Genomic DNA, 18,905 nt, shown 5'->3' on the forward strand with positions numbered 1-18,905 from the left:
AGCGTTGGCACATACAGCAAGTTGGTATTCATTGGCGCGGGTGGCGCACAGTCACCTTTCCGCCCTTACGGCGGCTCACTTTTTGTCTTGTCAAAAAGTAAGCAAAAACCGCCTGCTCCTATCATCCGGCCCCTACGCTACGCTCCGGGGTTCCCTCGCTCCGGGCTTGCTCCCGGGAGGACCGCGCTGCAGGCCCCATCCTGGGGCCCAGCGCTTGACAGGCATCCATGCCTGTCACCTCCCTGCGCAAGCCCTGCGCTCGGCCTCCTGAAGTCGCGATCTGCGGCGCCTGAGCTACCGCGCGCTTAGAACCAAAAGCACGGGCATGGGATGGATGCAGGTATGCTACGGGCTTGGCAGCAGCAAGTACTTGCGCGATAGCTACGCACAAGCCCCTGGCCCACCGACCAGGCCACCTCCCGCGCTGCAAGCCGAACCACATCCTAATGTCGCGGTCTTCATAAACGAAGGATCCGCTTCATACCTTGGCCCGGTGGGTTTGCCACCGCGCTTGTGTCATCATGCTCCAACCGCCGGTGAGTCTCCTTATAAGCCCTCTATGAACAAACCCTACGCATTGCTGCTTGCCTTCGCCCTGCTCCAGGGCTGCCAGAGCCTGCCCGCGCACAAGGCCGAGCCTGCTGCTGACGTCGGTAAACCCGAAGCCGAGAAGCCCATGGTGTACGGCTCGTTCAAGCAGGATACGCTCTATAACCTGTTGGTGGCCGAGCTTGCCGGGCAACGCAATCGCTTCGACATCGCCCTGGCCAACTACACCGATGAGGCCGCGCGAACCCAGGATCCTGGCGTCTCCGAACGCGCCTACCGTATCGCCGAATACCTGGGCGCCGATGAACCTGCGCAGGACAACGCCCTGATCTGGGCCCGCAACGACCCGCAGAACCTCGATGCGCAACGCGCCGCCGCCATCCAGCTGGCCCGCGCAGGCCGCTATGACGATGCCATGGCCTATATGGAAAAGGTCCTGCAAGGCCAGGGCGATACCCATTTCGATTTTCTGGCCCTGTCGGCTGCCGAAACCGACCAGAGCACACGTGATGGTCTGCTGCAGAGCTTCGAACGCCTGTTGGTCAAGTACCCTGACAACGGTCAGTTGATCTTCGGCAAGGCCCTGCTGCTGAACCAGGACGGCAAGGCCGAAGAGGCGCTCGAACTGCTCGAATCGCACGCGCCACAAAACGGCGAAATTGCACCGATCCTGCTGCGCGCTCGCTTGCTGCAAGCCCTGGACCGTGGTCCAGAAGCCCTCCCCCTGCTGCGCAAGGCGATTCGCGAAAACCCCGACGACAAGCGCCTGCGCCTGACCTATGCCCGGACCCTGGTAGAACAGGACCGCATCGCCGACGCCAAAGGCGAATTCGTCAGCCTGGTCCAGCAGTATCCCGAGGACGACGAGCTGCGCTATTCCCTGGCGCTGGTGTGCCTTGAAAACAAGGAGTGGGATGAAGCCGAAGGCTACCTGCAGGAGTTGGTCGAACGCGACAGCAACACCGATGCCGCGCACCTGAACCTTGGCCGCATCCACGAAGAACGCCACGACCCGGCAGGTGCCCTGCGCCAGTACGCCCTGGTAGGGCCAGGGCCCGACTACCTGGCCGCGCAACTGCGCCAGGCCGACATCTTGATCGCCAACGGCCGCGGCACCGAAGCCTCTCGCCTGCTGGCCGAAGCCCGCGAAGCCCAGCCCGACTACGCGATCCAGCTGTTCCTGATCGAATCGGAAAGCTACAGCAACAATAACAAGGACGCCCAGGCCAACCAGGTGCTGCAACAAGCCATCCAGCGCTACCCGGACGACCTCAACCTGCTCTACACCCGTGCCATGCTCGCCGAAAAGCGCGATGACCTGCCCCAGATGGAAAAGGACCTGCGCGCCATCATTGCCCGCGAGCCGGAAAACGCCATGGCCTTGAATGCCCTTGGCTATACCCTGGCCGACCGCACCAATCGTTACGCCGAAGCCCAGGCCCTGATCGACAAGGCGCATCAGCTGACCCCGGACGATCCCGCAGTGCTCGACAGCCTGGGCTGGGTGAACTATCGCCTGGGCAACCTCGACAAAGCAGAGGGTTACCTGCGCCAGGCCTTCGCCAGCTTCCCCGACCATGAAGTCGCCGCCCACCTGGGCGAGGTGCTGTGGGCCAACGGCAAGCGGCGCGAAGCCCGCCAAGTGTGGGCCAAGGGCTTCGAAGCCCAGGCCGACAGCCCAGTGCTGCGCGAGACCCTCCTACGCCTGACCGGATCCGAGACCCTTTAAGACCATGCTATTGCGCCATTTCGTAACCTTCACCCTCATCGTCCTCCTGGCCGGCTGTGCCGGCATTGGCAGCCGCGAAGCCTTGCAGGGCCACGGCGACCCACAGCAGTGGCGTGCCCACAAACAGCAGTTGAGCAGCCTCGACGGCTGGCAGATCAACGGCAAGGTGGGCATCCGTGCCCCACGCGACTCGGGCAGTGGCACCCTGTTCTGGCTGCAGCGCCAGGACTACTTCGACATTCGCCTGGCCGGGCCGCTGGGCCGTGGGGCCGCACGCCTGACCGGCCGGCCTGACGCCGTGGTGCTGGAAGTGGCCAACCAGGGCCGCTACGAAGCCACCAGCCCCGAAGCGCTGCTGGAAGAGCAACTGGGCTGGAAGCTGCCTGTTTCCCACCTGGTCTGGTGGGTGCGCGGCCTGCCAGCGCCGGACACCAAGAGCAAGCTGACCCTCGACGGCGACAGCCGCCTGGCCAGCCTTGAACAGGACGGCTGGCAGGTCGAGTACCTGAGCTATGCCGAGCATAAAGGTTACTGGCTGCCCGAACGCCTCAAGCTGCACGGCAAGGACCTGGACGTGACCCTGGTGGTCAAGGACTGGCAGCCCCGCCAGCTGGGGCACTGAGTCGATGCAAGCGCTTACCCTGCCCGCGCCGGCCAAGCTGAACCTGTGGCTGCACATCATTGGCCGCCGTGCCGATGGCTACCACGAGCTTGAAACGGTCTTCCAGTTTCTCGACCACGGCGACGAGCTGAGCTTCGCTGTGCGTGAGGACGGCATGATCCGCCTGCACAGCGACCTCGATACCGTGCCCCATGACAGCAACCTGATCGTGCGTGCCGCTCGCCAGCTGCAGGTCCAATCGGGTACGCCCCTAGGCGCGGACATCTGGCTTGACAAGGTGCTGCCGATGGGCGGTGGCATCGGCGGCGGCAGCTCGGATGCCGCCACTACCCTGCTTGGCCTTGCGCACCTGTGGCAATTGGATTGGAACGAAGATCGCCTGGCTGCCCTGGGCCTCGGCCTGGGTGCCGATGTACCGGTATTCGTGCGCGGTCATGCCGCCTTTGCCCAGGGTGTGGGCGAACAGCTCACGCCGGTCGATCCGGAACAACCCTGGTATGTGGTGCTGGTTCCGCAAGTGTCTGTAAGCACAGCAGAAATTTTTTCACATCCGCAGTTGACACGTGATTCTCTCCCCCTTAAGATGCGCCCCGTTCCCAAGGGAAACAGTCGAAATGACTGCCAACCGGTGGTAGAGCAGAATTACCCGGAAGTTCGCAACGCGCTGAACGCACTGGGAAAATTCACAGAGGCTCGACTAACCGGAACTGGAAGTTGTGTGTTTGGGGCCTTCCCAAGCAAAGCCGAAGCTGATAAAGTTCTGGCCCTTCTTTCAGCGACCCAAACAGGGTTTGTGGCGAAAGGAAGCAATATTTCGATGTTGCATCGCAAGCTGCAAAGTCTGGTCAAGAAGTCGAGTGCCTAGCGCTCGCAGCAACAGATACAGGGGCGTCGCCAAGCGGTAAGGCAGCAGGTTTTGATCCTGCCATGCGTTGGTTCGAATCCAGCCGCCCCTGCCATTTTCCTTATACTCATCCAGGTATACCCTCAGCCTTCAGGTACTGCGCGTGTCCAAGATGATGGTCTTTACGGGGAACGCTAACCCCGATCTGGCTCGGCGTGTCGTACGTCAGCTGCATATCCCTCTCGGTGACGTCTCTGTCGGTAAATTCTCCGACGGCGAGATCAGCACTGAGATCAATGAAAATGTCCGCGGTAAAGACGTCTTCATTATTCAGCCGACCTGTGCACCGACCAACGATAACCTGATGGAACTGGTAGTGATGGCCGACGCCTTCCGCCGCTCCTCAGCTTCCCGAATCACCGCCGTGATTCCTTACTTCGGATACGCCCGCCAGGACCGCCGTCCGCGTTCGGCACGTGTAGCCATCAGCGCCAAAGTCGTCGCTGACATGCTCACTGTCGTGGGTATCGACCGTGTACTCACCGTCGACCTGCACGCTGACCAGATCCAGGGTTTCTTCGATATCCCGGTCGACAACATCTACGGTTCGCCCGTACTGGTCGACGATATCGAAGACCAGCGTTTCGAGAACCTGATGATTGTCTCCCCGGACATCGGTGGTGTCGTGCGCGCACGTGCTGTCGCCAAGTCCCTGGGTGTCGACCTGGGTATCATCGACAAACGCCGTGAAAAGGCCAATCACTCCGAAGTGATGCACATCATCGGCGACGTCGAAGGGCGCACCTGCATCCTGGTAGACGACATGGTCGACACCGCCGGCACCCTGTGCCATGCGGCCAAAGCCCTGAAAGAGCACGGCGCTGCCAAGGTTTACGCCTATTGCACGCACCCTGTCCTGTCGGGCCGCGCGATCGAGAACATCGAGAAGTCGGTCCTGGACGAGCTGGTGGTGACCAACACCGTTCCGCTGTCCGCCGCTGCTCAAGCCTGTGACCGTATCCGCCAGCTGGATATCGCACCGGTTGTCGCCGAAGCGGTTCGCCGCATCAGCAACGAAGAATCGATCAGCGCGATGTTCCGCTAAGCGGAACGCTCGCTGACGAAAAGCGCCCCGCCCCAGCACATCTGCTGGGGCGGGGCTTTTTTGCCATCCCCGTTGGCGCTGGTCGCAAACGCCCTCGGGGGGCTATTTTGGAGAAACAAAATGACTGATTTCACTCTGAACGCCCAAGCGCGTACTGACCTGGGGAAAGGTGCGAGCCGCCGCCTGCGTCACTCCGCCAGCATCCCAGCCGTAGTCTACGGTGGTGATAAAGAAGCTCAATCCCTGACCATCGTGGCCAAGGAAATCACCAAGCTGTTCGAAAACGAAGCGGCCTTCAGCCACGTCATCGAACTGAACGTTGACGGCGTCAAGCAGAACGTCATCATCAAGGCCATGCAGCGCCACCCGGCCAAGCAGTTCATCATGCACGCCGACTTCATCCGCGTCGTTGCAGGCCAGAAACTGACCGCCAAGGTACCGGTTCACTTCATCAACGAAGAAGGCCCGGTCAAGAAAGGCGGCGAAGTTTCGCACGTTGAGTCGGAGCTGGAAGTTTCCTGCGAAGCCAAAGACCTGCCTGAGTTCATCGAGGTCGACCTGGCCAATGCTGAAATCGGCACCATCATCCACCTGTCGGACCTGAAAGCTCCGAAAGGCGTAGAGTTCGTCGCTCTGGCCCACGGTGATGACAAAGCAGTTGCCAACGTTCACGCACCACGCGTGTCCGCTGAAGCTGAGGAAGAAGGCGCTGCCGAGTAATCCACTCGCACGCCGGCGTTGATCGGGTTACAGTGCCGCGCGCCCTGTAACCCACCAACTCCAAGGAAGAGCCCCTGACGTGACCGCCATCCAGTTGATCGTCGGCCTGGGTAACCCCGGCCCCGAATACGAACAGACCCGGCATAACGCAGGGGCTCTTTTCGTTGAACGCATTGCCAGCGCCCAGCGCATCTCGCTGACCGCTGATAAGAAATATTTCGGCCTGACGGCTAAATTCAGCCATCAGGGCAACGATGTTCGCCTGCTGATCCCCACCACCTACATGAACCGTAGCGGCCAGTCCGTGGCGGCGTTGGCCAATTTCTTCCGGATTAAACCGGAGGCCATCCTGGTGGCGCACGACGAACTCGACCTGCCTCCCGGCGTTGCCAAGCTCAAGCGCGGCGGCGGCCATGGCGGGCACAACGGCCTGCGCGACATCATCGCGCAGCTCGGCAACCAGAACGACTTCCATCGCCTGCGGCTCGGTATTGGCCATCCAGGCGACGCCAAGCTGGTCTCCAACTTCGTCCTGGGCCGCGCACCGCGCGCCGAGCAGGAGAAGCTCGACGCCAGCATCGACTTTGCCCTCGGTGTGCTGCCGGACGTGCTCGCTGGCGACTTCGCCAAGGCGATGCGCGAGCTGCACAGCCAGAAGGCCTGATTTCCTTTAGAGAGGGGAATACCCATGGGTTTCAATTGCGGCATCGTCGGCCTGCCCAACGTCGGCAAGTCCACCCTGTTCAACGCCCTGACCAAGTCTGGCATCGCGGCAGAGAACTTCCCTTTCTGCACCATCGAGCCGAACAGCGGTATCGTGCCCATGCCCGATGCGCGCCTCAATGCGCTGGCTGAAATCGTCAAGCCCAACCGCATCCTGCCCACCACCATGGAATTCGTCGACATTGCAGGCCTGGTGGCCGGTGCTTCGAAAGGCGAAGGCCTGGGCAACAAGTTCCTCGCCAACATCCGCGAGACCGACGCCATCGCCCACGTGGTGCGCTGCTTCGAAGACGAGAACGTGATTCACGTTTCCAACAGCGTCGATCCCAAGCGCGACATCGAGATCATCGACCTCGAACTGATCTTTGCCGACCTCGACAGCTGCGAAAAGCAGTTGCAGAAAGTGGCCCGCAACGCCAAGGGTGGCGACAAGGACGCCCTGGCGCAGAAGGCCATTCTGGAACAGCTGATCCCGCATTTCACCGAAGGCAAGCCAGCGCGCAGCCTGATGAAGAACATGAGCTCCGATGAAAAGGCCCTGATCCGTAGCTTCCACCTGCTGACCAGCAAGCCGGTGATGTACATCGCCAACGTTGCCGAGGACGGTTTCGAGAACAACCCGCACCTGGACGTGGTGAACGCCATCGCCGAGGAAGAAGGCGCGGTGGTCGTACCGGTGTGCAACAAGATCGAAGCGGAAATCGCCGAGCTGGACGACGGTGAAGAAAAGGACATGTTCCTCGAGGCCCTGGGCCTGGAAGAACCTGGCCTGAATCGTGTGATCCGTGCCGGTTACGAGTTGCTGAGCCTGCAGACCTACTTCACCGCCGGCGTGCAGGAAGTACGTGCATGGACCGTGCGCGTAGGCGCCACGGCCCCGCAAGCGGCCGGGGTGATCCACACCGACTTCGAGAAAGGCTTCATCCGTGCCGAAGTCGTGGCCTATGACGATTTCATCCAGTACAAGGGTGAGAGCGGCGCCAAGGAAGCCGGCAAGTGGCGCTTGGAAGGCAAGGATTACATCGTCAAAGATGGCGACGTGATGCACTTCCGCTTCAACGTTTGATCGACGCTTAACCGCAGCGTAAACAAGCAGGAGCGTTCAGCAGCCCGATTGAGGGTCTGCCGAACGCTCCTGTTTTTATTCAAGCCCGCAGAAAGCGGGAGCACGGCGCCAGTGCGTGCGGCTTACTCACCTCCCCCAGACCGCTGCTCGCCTGCCAGCATCACCAGCAAGACGATCACCATCACCGCGGCACCCAGGTTGTAGAGCATGCCGGCCACAAACGCATGCACATACTGGCCGGCTTGAACGACCAAGCCTTCCCCTGGCAGCGCTGCCGCGAAGAAAATCCCCACCACGGCCACCCCCAGCGCCGCACCGACCTGCTGCACGGTCGCGATCACGCCCGAGGCCATGCCCGCCTTCGCTTCGTCGACCAGGGCCAGTACCAGGTTGAGCAAAGGGGTCATCACCAACCCCTGCCCCGCACCTACCACGATCAGTACCGGGATCAGCCAAACTGGCACCAACTGTGCGCCTGCCGCCTGGACCTGGGCAATCAGCAACCCGATCGACAGCGCGTACAGCAAGGCCCCTACCACGATCGCTCGTATTCCCCAGCCCGCAACCAGTCGCGGGGCAGCAAGCGATGCCAGTACGAAACCCACACTGCAGGGTGCGAAGATACTGCCCGCCATGAAGGGATCCAGACCCAGCCCGCTCTGCATCAGCAGGGCGAAGCACAGAAAGAAGGAACTGGATGTGGAATAGACCACCAGTACCAGCAGCGTACCCAGTGCAAAGCGGCGCTGCGTCAACAGTTGCATGTCCCCAAGGGCAACCTGCCGGTCGCTCGTCGCCGTTGCTGCTGGCGCTTGAACAGCGCGAGCAAGCCCAATGCCAGGCCGAGCGCGAAGAAACTACAGGCAGGCCACCCCTGCCCCGGTCCTTCGATCAGCGGCACGAGTAGCAATGCCAGGCCTACGCTGACCAGCGCCACGCCTGCCCAGTCCAGGTCCGGGCGCTGGGGCGCGCGGGTCTCGGGGATGTAGCGCGCCGCCACGATAGCCAGCAACCCAATGGGTACATTGATCAAAAAGATGCTGCGCCAGCCTGATCCGAACAGGTCAGCATGTACCATCCAGCCGCCCAGCACCTGGCCTGCGAGGGCAGCCAGCCCCAGCGTCATCCCTAGCAAGCCGAAGGCGCGGCGGCTGTCCTGGGCGTCGAAGTTGACCCGAATCGAAGCATAGACTTGAGGGAACAGCAGCGCGGTGGCCAGCCCCTGTACAGCCCGTGCACCGATCAGAAAAGCAGCACTGGGCGCCAGACGCCGCTGGTGAGGCGTTTGATGCACGACCTGCCGCACGCGGCCTTCGTCCTCAACCTGCGCTGGGATGTACTGGGGTTCAATGGGCTAGCCGACGCACTCTTCGGCTTCGCCGCGCACCCGCCTGAGCGCCGCAACCTGCTCTGGCTGCTGTTCACCGACCCGACGATGCATGGGCGCTTGCACGACTGGGACAGCCAGGCCCCGATTATGCTGGCAAGCTTTCGTCGCGACTTCGCCCGGGCCACGCAGGAAGCCGATATCCACGCATTGGTGGACGAACTGGAGCATGTCTCGCCGGCCTTCAAGGCCGGCTGGCGCACCCACGACGTGCATGCATCCTGCAGCGGCGTACGCCAACTGGTCATCGATGGGCAGGCCCAGCCGTTCGAGCATACCTCGCTGACCGTCGATGAAGACCGGCACCTTCGGCTGGTGGTATACGCACGCCAAAATGGCTGCCAGGCAGCCCATGATTCACGCGTCGTTTTCAGCTTCGGCCGGGCGTTGCCCGTCCTGCAACAGCACCATGCTCTGCGGCGCAGAGAGGGCGATACCTTCGTCGCGCAGGCGCCCCAGTATGGTGAACAGCAGGTCACTGCGGGCACCGCCCACCAACCGCGGCCCTGCCACATAACCACTGACGCCAATCACCATACCGGCATTGGTCAGGTCCTTGAACGACACCGACGGCGCCGGTGCATCGAGGATGGCCTCGTGCTCCTGGAAGGCGGTCAGCAGCAGCTCACGGACCCGGTTGGCGTCGGTGTCCAGGGGCAAGGTCAGGGTAATACCGACCACGCCAAGGGCATTGCCCATGGTCACGTTGCGCACGTTCTGGGAGATGAACTGCGAGTTAGGGACGATCACGGTGGAGCGGTCCGACATCTGGATCTCGGTGGCGCGCACGTTGATGCGACGGATATCCCCCTCGACACCCGCCAGGCTCACCCAGTCACCCACCTTGACCGGGCGTTCGGTAAGCAGGATCAGGCCGGAGATGAAGTTCTGCACGATCTGCTGCAGGCCGAAGCCGATACCGACCGACAAGGCACTCACCACCCAGGTCAAGCTAGTGAGGTTGATGTGCAGGGTCGACATCACCAGCATGGCCAGGAACAGGAAGCCCAGGTAACCCACCAGGGTGACCAGCGAGGCGCGCATGCCGGCGTCCATGTCGGTTTCCGGCAGCAGGCGCTCACTCAACCAGCGCTTGACCACACGAATGGCCAGCATCCCGCCTACCAGTATGCCAAGCGCCAGCACGATGTCCTGGGGCACGATGTTCAGGTTGCCAAGTAGCTTGCCGCCCGTGCCATCCCAGTCACCCAGGCTCAGCAACAGTTCGCTGGGGCTGGTGCCCGACGGCATCAAGGTCAGCAGCAGGGCCAGGATCACCACGACGGTGCGACCAATGCCGGCGAGCACCGTGCTCGCCTGCGCCTGGTGCCGTGGTGCCAGGCCCAGCGTCGAGGCCAGCGCCAGGCCACCCGGTTGGCGAGGCGAGAGCAGCATTTCGCACAGATCACTCAGGAACGTTGTGAGCAAGTAGGCGCACGTGACGACCAGGCTTACCCATAGCAGCTTGGCTGTGAGGAAATAGGCCAGGGTGAGGTACCCGGTGATCAGCGATAGCAGGATCGCGGCTAGCCACACCACCATCACGAACGGGATCAAGCCGGCCAGGCCCGTCGCCCGGTCAATGCCATGCCGACGCCGAGCACGGCGGTAGGTCATCAGGGCGCCGGCGAAAATCAACGCCACCACCAGTGCAGTAAGGCCATTGACCGCCACGGTCAGGGCCAGGCTGACGCCGATCACACTGTTGACCCGCTCCAGGGTCATCATCACCATCAAGGCCAGCGCCAGCACCTTGGGGAACCAGCCCAGGGCCTCGGCCACTTCGTCGGCAATCGCCGGCAAACGCCAGGAGGGACGCTGCAACATCAACAGTGCCCGGCCAAGGCCGGTAATGAAGGCGCTGAACACCACCAGGGCAAGAATATGGTCGGTCAGGCTGGCCAGGTCCGAACCCAGTTGCGCACTGCTTTCAACGCCCCAGCGCAGCAGCGATACCGAGCCGGCAATGGTGCCCAGGGTTGCCAGGCTTACGCCCACGGCCAAGGCACTGCGACGCAAGCGTCCCTCCGGTAACCAGCGCACCATGGACCTTGCCAGCAGCCGCTCCAGCAAACCCCGCACCAAGGTCCATACCAGGATCGAAGCGATCAGGCTGGTGAAGAACAGCCAGCGGTGTTCAGCGCTCAGGGCACTGTCGAGCGCGTCGGTGATCTCGCCGCGCAGGTCATGCAGCCGTGCCACATCGTCCTGGGTCGGGCGGATCATGCTCTGCCAGAACGCAGGGCTCAACGGCGACGCTGCCCGGCTGGATATCTGCGAGTTGAACAGGCTGCGGCGCAGGTTGACGATCTGCGTGGACAGGTCCCGCGCCGACTGGGTCAGCTTGGTGGCCTGATCCTGCTGGGTCGCCAGGGTTTTCTTCTCGGCCTCCAGCGCCTTGCGCTGCTGGGTCAGGGTCGCAGGCTCGTCCGGCTGAGCGGGGCCGATGACCTTCAACTGATCGTCCACCTTCTGCGCATCGGCTGCACGCTGGGTGCTCAAAGCATCGGCCTGGCGCTGGACCTGCACGGCCGCCATGCGCAGTTGCGCCAGCAGGTCGTCGTTGGCATCACTGGTGACGCCCTGGCGAATCTGGTCCAGTCGGTCGCTAAGCTGGTCGACGCTCGCGGTTTCGTCCAGTGCCGGTGCGTCAGCGGCAGCCTGCGCCGTCGTCGCAGGGGCAGGTGCCGACCAGGCTGGGTTGGACACTGTCACAATCAGCGCCAGCAACAGCATCACGCTGTGACTAAAGCGGGAAAGGCTGACACGCCTCATCGAACATTCCTCTTTCCAATTCGATCTGGCGAGCGATTCTACGCCGCTTCGGGCCATCAGGAGAGGGCTGTTTCGCGCGCCAGCAATTGCCGTTTGCGCTCGATCCCCCAGCGGTAGCCGCTGATGTCGCCGTCCCGGCGCACCACCCGGTGGCATGGAATGGCCACGGCAATACGGTTAGCCGCGCAGGCCTTGGCCACTGCCCGCACCGCCTTGGGGGCGCCTATGCGCTCGGCGATGTCGCTGTAGCTGACCCGGCAGCCAGGGGGTACTTCACGCAGCGCTTGCCACACGCGCTCCTGAAAGACGGTGCCCTGCACATCCAGCGGCAGGTCCAGGCCGAGCGCCGGCGCCTCGACGAACCCGATGACCTGCGCCACGACCTGTTCGTACGCGCCATCGGCACCGATCAGCTCGGCGTTGCAGAACTGGTCTTCCAGGGCGTGCACCAGCGCCTCAGGATCATCGCCGAGCAAAATCGCGCAGATGCCCTTTTCGCTCTGGGCAACCAGGATGGCACCTAGTGAGCACTGGCCCACGGCGAAGCGAATGGTCACCCCGGCACCACCTGCGCGAAACTGCCGGGGTGGCATGCCCAGCCGCTGCTCAGCCCCGGCATAGAAGCGGCTGCTGGAGTTGTAGCCCGCCTCGAAAATGGCATCGGTGACCGAGCCCTGCCCATGCCCCAGGCTGCTCCTCAGGCGCTGGGCGCGGAAGGCCTCGGCGTAGGCTTTGGGTGTAAGGCCGGTTTGCGCCTTGAACAGCCGATGCAGGTGGAACGGGCTGACGGCCAGGCGCTCGCCCAACTGCTCCAGGCTGGGCGGTAGCTCGCACGCCTCGATCAGGCGACAGGCATCGCTGACCAGGCGCCGCGTACGCGCCGAAATGGCAGGCCGGCCCATGCAGCGCTTGCAGGCGCGGTAGCCTGCTGCCTCGGCCAATGCCGGGGACTCGAAGAACTCCAGGTTGCTGCGCAGGGGGAGCCTGGCCTTGCAGCCTGGATAGCAGTAGATGCCGGTGGTGCGCACGGCATAGACGAAATGGTCCGCCGCCTCGGCAACACGTGCCGCAACGGCCTGCCAGCGCTGCTCGGGAGTGGTGTAGGTTGTCATGTTCATCTTCTAGACTAAGTGCAGTTCGGCAAGCGCTCAGGCCCGCCACAAGTACCAGGCGGCGACGGTGCGATAAGGTCGCCAGGCGGCGCCCAGCGCGCGCATCTGTGCAGGCGTCGGTGCTTTTTCCAAGCCCTTGAGCCGCCGATAGCCCTCCCGTACGCCAAAGTCATCGACCGGCAACACATCCAGACGCTCCAGGCTGTAGATCAACAGCATCTCCACTGTCCATCGCCCTACCCCGCGCAGCGTCACCAGACGCTCGATCAATTCGTCGTCGGGCATGTCCAGGGCCTGCTCGCGGGTTGGCACCACACCGTCCAGGCGGCCTTGGGCAATGTCCAGCAGCGTGGCCAGTTTGCTGGCCGAGAAGCCGCAGCTGCGCAAGGCGGCGGGGTCCGCTGTCAGCAGTTGCGTGGGGGTGGGGAAAGCCTCTTGCCCAAATAGCGCCAGCAGTCGCCCGAGGATGGCGTCGCCTGCACGGGCGTGCAGTTGTTGGTAAGCGACCGACCTCACCAGTGCTTCGAAGGGTTCACGCCCTGGGGTAGTACGGTGGCGGCAGGGGCCGACGGCGGCAATGTGCCGCGCCCAATCCGCATCCAGGCCACCCAGGTATTCGGCCGCTTGCCGGTAGGCGAGAGGTTCGGCGTCGATCAACATTGAAGCGGCTCCATCGATCAGTGGAGATGCCAGCTTAACCCAGCCACTCATCGGCCGACTGCCGGATCTTGCGCAAGTAATTCCTGAGGCAGCATTGCCCGCCATGGCCTGACCCGCATAGAATTGAGAACCATTCACAATCACATCCGACAGGAACCGACCGTGGCGACGATGCAGCTTCCCGACACGCTCAAACCGACCGAGGTCGCCCTGCTCTACCAATCCCACCATGCGTGGTTGCGCGGCTGGCTACGCAGTCGCGTCGGTTGCAGCGAACATGCGGCCGACCTGGCCCAGGACACCTTCGTGCGCCTGTTGCGCGCCCGGCAGACCTCGCCGTTGAAAGAGCCTCGCGCCTACCTCAGCAGCATCGCCCGCGGCCTGATGATCGATCAGTTTCGTCGCCGTGCGCTGGAGCGGGCCTACCAGGACAGCCTGGCGCACCTACCCGAAACCGATATCCCGAGCGAAGAACACAGGCTGGTCATTCTCGACAGCCTGGAGCGCCTCGATCGTGCCCTGCACCAGCTCAAGCCGCGTGCTCGCCAAGCCTTTCTGCATGCGCAACTGGACGGGCTGAGCATCATCCAGATCAGCTTGCTCCTGGGCGTTTCGAAAGCGACCGTGGAGCGCGACCTGGCCAAGGCGCTGAAGACTTGCTACCGGTTGCGTTATGCCGACGCCTGACCAAGCACCCGCCCAGGCTCGGGTCGACCAGGCCATCGACTGGTTGGTGAGGCTACGCTTCGGCAGCCCAGGGCCGGATGCCCAGGCGCAGTTCCAGCAATGGTTGTCGTTGCACCCTCACAATGGGTTGGCCTGGCAGCGCGTCAGCAACCTGGGCGATGAGCTCGCCGGGCTACCCAAGGACCTCAGCCGTCGTACCCTGCAAGGCAGCAAGCGCCAGGGCATCAGCCGGCGCGACCAGCTCAAGCTGGGGGCCTTTTTGGTGGTCGGCAGCGGCCTTGGCTGGATGGCGCGCGAGCCGCTGGGCCTGCCGGAGCTGCTGGCCGACAGTGCCACTGCCACCGGCGAGCGCCGACAATTGCAAGGCAGTGATGGCAGCCGCATCCAACTGAACACCGCCAGTGCCATCGACCTGCGCTTCACGGCGAGCCAACGCCGCCTGGCGCTTCTGCGCGGTGAAGTCAGCCTGGACAGCAATTCTGACGACAGACGCCCGTTCTTCATCGATACCCGAATAGCCACCCTGCGCACCCTCGACGGGCAACTGCTGGTGCGCCAGAGCGATCACGGCTTGCTGGTGGCGGTGCGCCGGGGCGAAGTCACGGTGATGACCGGTGCTACGCCAGTGCGGGTGCATTCCGGCGAGACCTTGCGCGTGCAGGCCAATGGAAGCCATCAAGCCGTCACCCCGCCCAGTGACCCTTGGGGCTGGACGCAGGGTGTGCTCAGCGTCCGGCAAATGCCGCTGGCAGATTTCGTCGCTGAGCTGAACCGATACCGCCCCGGTCTGCTGCGCTGCGCCCCAGCGGTGGCGAAACTGATGGTTTCCGGGACCTACCAGCTGGCCGACACCAATCAGATCCTGCAGCTACTGGCCCGCAGCCTGCCAGTGCGTATCGATTACCACACCCAGTATTGGGTCAACATCGACGCCGCTTAGCTCACTGACACGGCTCAGTTGGTAACCACCGGAGCGAGCTGCAATGCCGTTCCTGCAGGCAAATCCGCTAGCTTTCAGAGGGGGTGCAGGACGGCTGCTCACGCCGATAAGACTGCCGTGCAAAGCACACGAAAAGCCCGGCCATCAATGCCAGCGCCATGGGCAGCCCGTGGGGCGCCACGTCCATGGCCGCACCACTGATCAGCGGCCCCACCAGGCTGCCGACGCCCCACAACAAACCGACGCTGGCATTGGCGGTGACCAGGTCCTGCCCTTTGAAACGCTGGCCTATCAACACCAGTGCCAGGGTATAGATGCCGCCCGCGACAGCACCCAGTACTACTAGCAAGGGCCACAACAGCCACGTCATGTTCAGCAACCAGGGCAACCCGATGCCAATGGCCATGGCCACTACCCCGCACGCCAGGTGCAGGCCGGTGCGCTCGACGCGGTCGGCAAGCCAGCCCAGCGGCAGCTGGAACAGCATGTCCCCTGCGAACACCACGGTCACCATCAGCGCCGCCACACCCACGGCAAAACCGTGGCTGCTGGCGTACACCGGCAAGAGCGAGAGCACCACGGCATCGAAAAACGAGAAAAACAGCACAGCCACGCACAGCGCCGGGGCCACGCGAAAGAAGCCGGCCAGGCCGAAGCTCTTGTCGTCTTCAGCGTGCAGCACCCGGTCATTGGGCACCGTCACCACGATGCACGCCAACGCCAGGCCATAGCAGGCCGTGACCACGCCGGTAATCCAGGGGCTGTGGGCACCAAGCACCGCCAGCATCGCCGGCCCAAGCACTTGGAAACCGGTAAAGCTGGTGGCGTAGAGGGCCATGATCTTCCCCCGGTTATGCTCCTGGCACAGCTCGTTGACCCACGACTCACCAAGAATGATCGCGATGCCCATGCCAAGGCCCAGTGCCAGGCGCAAGATGGCCAGCCACCACAACGAGGCGAATGCGGGTTCCAGCAGGCCGATGCTCAGTGTGCACAGGCTGAAACACAGCAAATAGAGTGTGCGTCGCTTGAAATACCGGCAGCAGGCATCAACCAGAAAGGCCGACAGCATCATGCCAGCCGCCGGAATGGCGGAAATCATCCCAATTTCAAGGGTGCCTGCGCCAGCCTCGTGCAGGCGCAACGACACCAGGGGTAGGGTCGCGCCCAGGCTGAACCCCACGACCGAAACGGCGAACAGTAAGCCCGCCAGCAAACGCATGTTCATGAACCACTCCCAGCAAACCGATAAGACGTGCAGACAAAAACGCACCCACCAGCACGGCGGACGCTGTTCGAACGCTGATCAGTTCAGGTGTGGCGAGAAGGTGAAGGCAAACAGGACGCTGCGACGGCGCTTGAGCACGGTGTCGCTCGGCCAGGCACGGCGCAGCCCATCCGGGGCAGGCTGACGGCGACAGGGCAAGGACAGGAAACGGCGCATTGCTTTGGCTACTACGCAGAAAGTGAGCAAGAGGCGGCACTCTAGGCCAGAGCAGGCGATACCGTCAATTGCCTCAGTGCCTGTGGCGTCAAGGGGGCATCCCTGCCCCTTTCTGAGCATCAGCGCTTGCCCGTGCTCGGCAGCAATACCGCCAGCACCCCGAACAGGGGCAGGAACGAGCAAAGCCCGTACACGTATTCGATACCGCGCAGGTCAGCCACATAGCCCAGCAATGCCGCGCCGATGCCGCCAAAGCCGAACATCAGGCCAAAGAAGATGCCCGCGATCATGCCTACGCTACCGGGCACCAGTTCCTGGGCATACACCACGATGGCGGAGAATGCCGAGGCCAGGATGAAGCCGATCACCACGCTCAGTACCGTTGTCCAGAACAGGTCCGCGTAAGGCAGTGCCAGGGTGAACGGTGCCACGCCCAGAATCGAGAACCAGATCACCGCCTTGCGCCCGATGCGATCGCCGATGGGCCCGCCAAAGAAGGTGCCCGCCGCGACCGCGCCCAGGAACAGGAACAGGTGCAACTGCGAACTGGCGACCGATACGCCGAACTTCTCGATCAGGTAGAAGGTGAAGTAGCTGGTGAAGCTTGCCATGTAGAAGTACTTGGAAAACACCAGCAGCCCCAGCACCACCAGCGCGGCAACCACGCGCCCGCGGGAGATGCCGTGGGTAGCCTGTACCACCTTGCGCGCCTTGGCTTGGCTCAGGTGCTCGATGTACCAGCGGCGCAGCATCAGGGTCACGGCGAGAAAGAACAGTGCAGCCACGCCAAACCAGGCGACATGGGTTTGCCCGAACGGGATGACGATGGCCGCAGCCAGCAACGGGCCCAGGGCAGAACCTGTGTTACCGCCTACCTGGAAGGTCGATTGCGCCAGGCCAAAGCGGCCTCCGGACGCCAATCGCGCAATACGCGAGGTTTCGGGATGGAATGTCGAAGAGCCGATGCCCACCAGGGCCGAGGCGAGCAGAATCATCGGGAAGCTGCCGACGAACGCCAGCATCACGATACCGATCAGCGTGCACACCGTGCCCATGGGCAGCAGGTTGGGCGTAGGCCGGCGGTCGGTGAAAAAGCCCACCCAGGGTTGCAGCAGCGAGGCGGTGATCTGAAACGTCAGGGTGATCATGCCGATCTGGGCGAAGCTCAAGTCGTAATTGGCCTTGAGCATTGGGTAGATGGCCGGCAGCACTGACTGGATCAGATCATTGATCAGGTGCGCCAAGGCGCAGAAGCCGATGATGCGCATCACCAACGGCGTAGCGGTGCTCGCCTGCGCTTGGGTGGACGCCGGGGCGGCGCTGGGGATGGCCATGGCCTGGATCTCCGTCGGAAAGCTGGACTCCGATTATCGGGATACAAATAGATACATAGCTACCTTTTTTTCCAGATCCAGCCTGGCCAGGCATTTCTTCCAGACGCTGATGGGCTTCAAAGAGGGTCGAGCGAGTCTGGGGCTCTAACAGGTAAAGGCCGAGATTGAAGCCGATCAACCACACGATTCGGGGTTTCAGCGGGTCGATAACGCTACGCGGACCGCGATCGCTCGCTAAGTTTCTGAAAGCGTGCAAATTTTTTTATAAAGCGTGTTGACAGGGGGGCCGTTCAAGAGAATAATGCGCGCCATCGGCTACATAGCTCAGTTGGTTAGAGCATAGCATTCATAATGCTGGGGTCCGGGGTTCAAGTCCCTGTGTAGCCACCAAACAAGACGAAGGGCTTACCGCAAGGTAAGCCCTTTTTCTTTGCCCGCCAGAAAGTCAGGTGGTCTTCGCGAGCCTGCGCAATCACCTCACACCGCTCATCGCCAAAAAGACAGCTACCAGGCTAACCACGCCCAGTGCGCGAGCGACATGGGCGCGCGATAGGCCACGTTAAGCCACAGCGGGATTGCTGACTCACCTGGGCTTGCTGCAAAAGGATGACGCCGCGCTGCCGTCACCGCCCCAGGTGCGGTAGCCGGCCGTGTCCAGATGAATGCGACCGCTTGGGTAGCGGCCAAGGCCCATGCCCCACGCCTGACCGTGCTGCTGCCAGAAACGGCACAGCGGGTTGGGGTCGGCCCAGGGCGCCAGCAAGACATCCACGGCAAATGCTTGGGTATGCGCACTGCCGATCGCCCCGCCGGCACAGCGATTGAGGCCTGGATCACGGTAGGCGGAGACCACTTCGAAATCGGGCAAGGCTCGTTGCTCACCCAGCGTTCGGAGCAACGACAGCGTAGCGCGCACGGCCGGCCAGTTTTGCTTGGGCGGCACGGCAAACGGTGAAGCCCGGCACAATTTCCAGTCCGAGGCCGAGCGCAGCAGCTGATCAATGGGCACCACGCCGTAGACGCGCGCCTGCACGAGCATGTCCCGAAAAGGCCGTGTCGGGTGCTCACCCGCCCACTGGGCGAACATCCTCAGGTCGCGTTCATCGGCCAGGGCCCCGCTGGACGCCGAATTTACCGCCAGCAACAGCGCGGCAACCACACTCCGTTTCTTCGACATGGCACACCCCTGCACGTCTCGGCAGCGGCCC

At 62.9% G+C, this 18,905-nt stretch carries 18 protein-coding genes, 2 tRNA genes and 1 pseudogene; 12 read left to right on the forward strand and 9 right to left on the reverse strand.

Features of this window, described 5'->3' with window-relative positions; all coding sequences use genetic code 11:
- Nucleotides 1–559 precede the first annotated feature (559 nt).
- From ACF8R3_RS00800 to ychF, 8 genes are all read left to right on the forward strand, one after another.
- Nucleotides 560–2,278, forward strand: coding sequence for a tetratricopeptide repeat protein (locus ACF8R3_RS00800; RefSeq protein ID WP_392514623.1), 1,719 nt, complete (start codon nucleotides 560–562; stop codon nucleotides 2,276–2,278).
- 4 nt (nucleotides 2,279–2,282) lie between these two features.
- The gene (gene lolB, locus ACF8R3_RS00805) at nucleotides 2,283–2,900 is read left to right on the forward strand and encodes a lipoprotein insertase outer membrane protein LolB (protein WP_197844707.1); all 618 of its coding nucleotides are present in this window, start codon (nucleotides 2,283–2,285) and stop codon (nucleotides 2,898–2,900) included.
- Between the two features lie 4 nt (nucleotides 2,901–2,904).
- Nucleotides 2,905–3,765, forward strand: coding sequence for a 4-(cytidine 5'-diphospho)-2-C-methyl-D-erythritol kinase (gene ispE / locus ACF8R3_RS00810; RefSeq protein WP_182140272.1), 861 nt, complete (start codon nucleotides 2,905–2,907; stop codon nucleotides 3,763–3,765).
- Nucleotides 3,766–3,784: 19 nt separating this feature from the next.
- Nucleotides 3,785–3,859: transfer RNA gene (locus ACF8R3_RS00815), tRNA-Gln, on the forward strand.
- 48 nt (nucleotides 3,860–3,907) lie between these two features.
- Nucleotides 3,908–4,849 (forward strand): ribose-phosphate pyrophosphokinase, encoded by a 942-nt coding sequence (locus ACF8R3_RS00820; protein WP_003247410.1) that lies wholly within the window; start codon nucleotides 3,908–3,910, stop codon nucleotides 4,847–4,849.
- Nucleotides 4,850–4,969: 120 nt separating this feature from the next.
- Nucleotides 4,970–5,569 carry a 50S ribosomal protein L25/general stress protein Ctc gene (locus tag ACF8R3_RS00825; protein ID WP_023533244.1) on the forward strand — a complete coding sequence of 200 codons (600 nt, stop codon included), beginning with the start codon at nucleotides 4,970–4,972 and terminating at the stop codon, nucleotides 5,567–5,569.
- Between the two features lie 79 nt (nucleotides 5,570–5,648).
- Entirely contained in the window at nucleotides 5,649–6,233 is a 585-nt protein-coding gene (pth, locus tag ACF8R3_RS00830; RefSeq protein WP_016501511.1) for an aminoacyl-tRNA hydrolase, read from the forward strand.
- 24 nt (nucleotides 6,234–6,257) lie between these two features.
- Entirely contained in the window at nucleotides 6,258–7,358 is a 1,101-nt protein-coding gene (gene ychF / locus ACF8R3_RS00835) for a redox-regulated ATPase YchF (RefSeq protein WP_392514625.1), read from the forward strand.
- A 122-nt stretch (nucleotides 7,359–7,480) separates the two neighbouring features.
- Here ychF and ACF8R3_RS00840 read toward each other — a convergent pair whose 3' ends face one another.
- Nucleotides 7,481–8,122, reverse strand: coding sequence for an MFS transporter (locus ACF8R3_RS00840; RefSeq protein ID WP_392514627.1), 642 nt, complete (start codon nucleotides 8,120–8,122; stop codon nucleotides 7,481–7,483).
- Nucleotides 8,110–8,664, reverse strand: a complete 555-nt coding sequence (locus ACF8R3_RS00845) for an MFS transporter (protein WP_392514629.1) — start codon at nucleotides 8,662–8,664, stop codon at nucleotides 8,110–8,112. The genes ACF8R3_RS00840 and ACF8R3_RS00845 overlap by 13 nt, the downstream gene beginning before the upstream one ends.
- On the opposite strand from ACF8R3_RS00845, the pseudogene ACF8R3_RS00850 reads away from it, so the two are divergent.
- Nucleotides 8,647–9,036, forward strand: a pseudogene (locus ACF8R3_RS00850) (transcriptional regulator); the annotation flags it as partial. The gene ACF8R3_RS00845 and the pseudogene ACF8R3_RS00850 sit on opposite strands and share 18 nt — an antisense overlap.
- Nucleotides 9,037–9,102: 66 nt before the next feature.
- Here ACF8R3_RS00850 and ACF8R3_RS00855 read toward each other — a convergent pair.
- From ACF8R3_RS00855 to ACF8R3_RS00865, 3 genes are read right to left on the reverse strand one after another with little or no spacing between them, the layout of a single operon-like run.
- On the reverse strand, nucleotides 9,103–11,520 hold the full coding sequence (locus ACF8R3_RS00855; protein WP_196186351.1) for a DUF3772 domain-containing protein: 2,418 nt from the start codon (nucleotides 11,518–11,520) through the stop codon (nucleotides 9,103–9,105).
- A gap of 56 nt (nucleotides 11,521–11,576) precedes the next feature.
- Nucleotides 11,577–12,632 carry a bifunctional DNA-binding transcriptional regulator/O6-methylguanine-DNA methyltransferase Ada gene (gene ada / locus ACF8R3_RS00860; protein ID WP_145256772.1) on the reverse strand — a complete coding sequence of 352 codons (1,056 nt, stop codon included), beginning with the start codon at nucleotides 12,630–12,632 and terminating at the stop codon, nucleotides 11,577–11,579.
- 36 nt (nucleotides 12,633–12,668) lie between these two features.
- On the reverse strand, nucleotides 12,669–13,292 hold the full coding sequence (locus ACF8R3_RS00865; protein ID WP_058638605.1) for a DNA-3-methyladenine glycosylase: 624 nt from the start codon (nucleotides 13,290–13,292) through the stop codon (nucleotides 12,669–12,671).
- A 171-nt stretch (nucleotides 13,293–13,463) separates the two neighbouring features.
- Here ACF8R3_RS00865 and ACF8R3_RS00870 point away from each other — a divergent pair, with 171 nt between their 5' ends.
- Nucleotides 13,464–13,979 (forward strand): sigma-70 family RNA polymerase sigma factor, encoded by a 516-nt coding sequence (locus ACF8R3_RS00870; RefSeq protein WP_027915459.1) that lies wholly within the window; start codon nucleotides 13,464–13,466, stop codon nucleotides 13,977–13,979.
- A complete protein-coding gene (locus tag ACF8R3_RS00875) occupies nucleotides 13,966–14,919 on the forward strand; it encodes a FecR domain-containing protein (RefSeq protein WP_392514631.1) in 954 nt (317 codons plus the stop codon). Before ACF8R3_RS00870 ends, ACF8R3_RS00875 begins: the two co-directional genes overlap by 14 nt.
- A 67-nt stretch (nucleotides 14,920–14,986) precedes the next feature.
- Here ACF8R3_RS00875 and ACF8R3_RS00880 read toward each other — a convergent pair whose 3' ends face one another.
- The 3 genes from ACF8R3_RS00880 to ACF8R3_RS00890 form a co-directional block, all read right to left on the reverse strand.
- Nucleotides 14,987–16,147: an MFS transporter gene (locus ACF8R3_RS00880; protein WP_058638607.1), complete on the reverse strand. Its 1,161-nt coding sequence runs from the start codon at nucleotides 16,145–16,147 to the stop codon at nucleotides 14,987–14,989.
- Between the two features lie 78 nt (nucleotides 16,148–16,225).
- The gene (locus ACF8R3_RS00885) at nucleotides 16,226–16,363 is read right to left on the reverse strand and encodes a hypothetical protein (RefSeq protein WP_167338938.1); all 138 of its coding nucleotides are present in this window, start codon (nucleotides 16,361–16,363) and stop codon (nucleotides 16,226–16,228) included.
- A gap of 119 nt (nucleotides 16,364–16,482) precedes the next feature.
- Complete coding sequence (locus ACF8R3_RS00890) at nucleotides 16,483–17,697, reverse strand: MFS transporter (RefSeq protein WP_078479114.1); 1,215 nt, start codon at nucleotides 17,695–17,697, stop codon at nucleotides 16,483–16,485.
- 313 nt (nucleotides 17,698–18,010) lie between these two features.
- Here ACF8R3_RS00890 and ACF8R3_RS00895 point away from each other — a divergent pair.
- Nucleotides 18,011–18,087: transfer RNA gene (locus tag ACF8R3_RS00895), tRNA-Met, on the forward strand.
- Nucleotides 18,088–18,280: 193 nt separating this feature from the next.
- Here the strand turns inward: ACF8R3_RS00895 and ACF8R3_RS00900 are convergent.
- Nucleotides 18,281–18,874, reverse strand: coding sequence for a D-Ala-D-Ala carboxypeptidase family metallohydrolase (locus ACF8R3_RS00900; RefSeq protein WP_392514633.1), 594 nt, complete (start codon nucleotides 18,872–18,874; stop codon nucleotides 18,281–18,283).
- Nucleotides 18,875–18,905 lie beyond the last annotated feature (31 nt).

Origin of the sequence: Pseudomonas sp. FYR_7, from assembly GCF_043106155.1 — a bacterium.
GTDB lineage: Bacteria > Pseudomonadota > Gammaproteobacteria > Pseudomonadales > Pseudomonadaceae > Aquipseudomonas > Aquipseudomonas parafulva_B.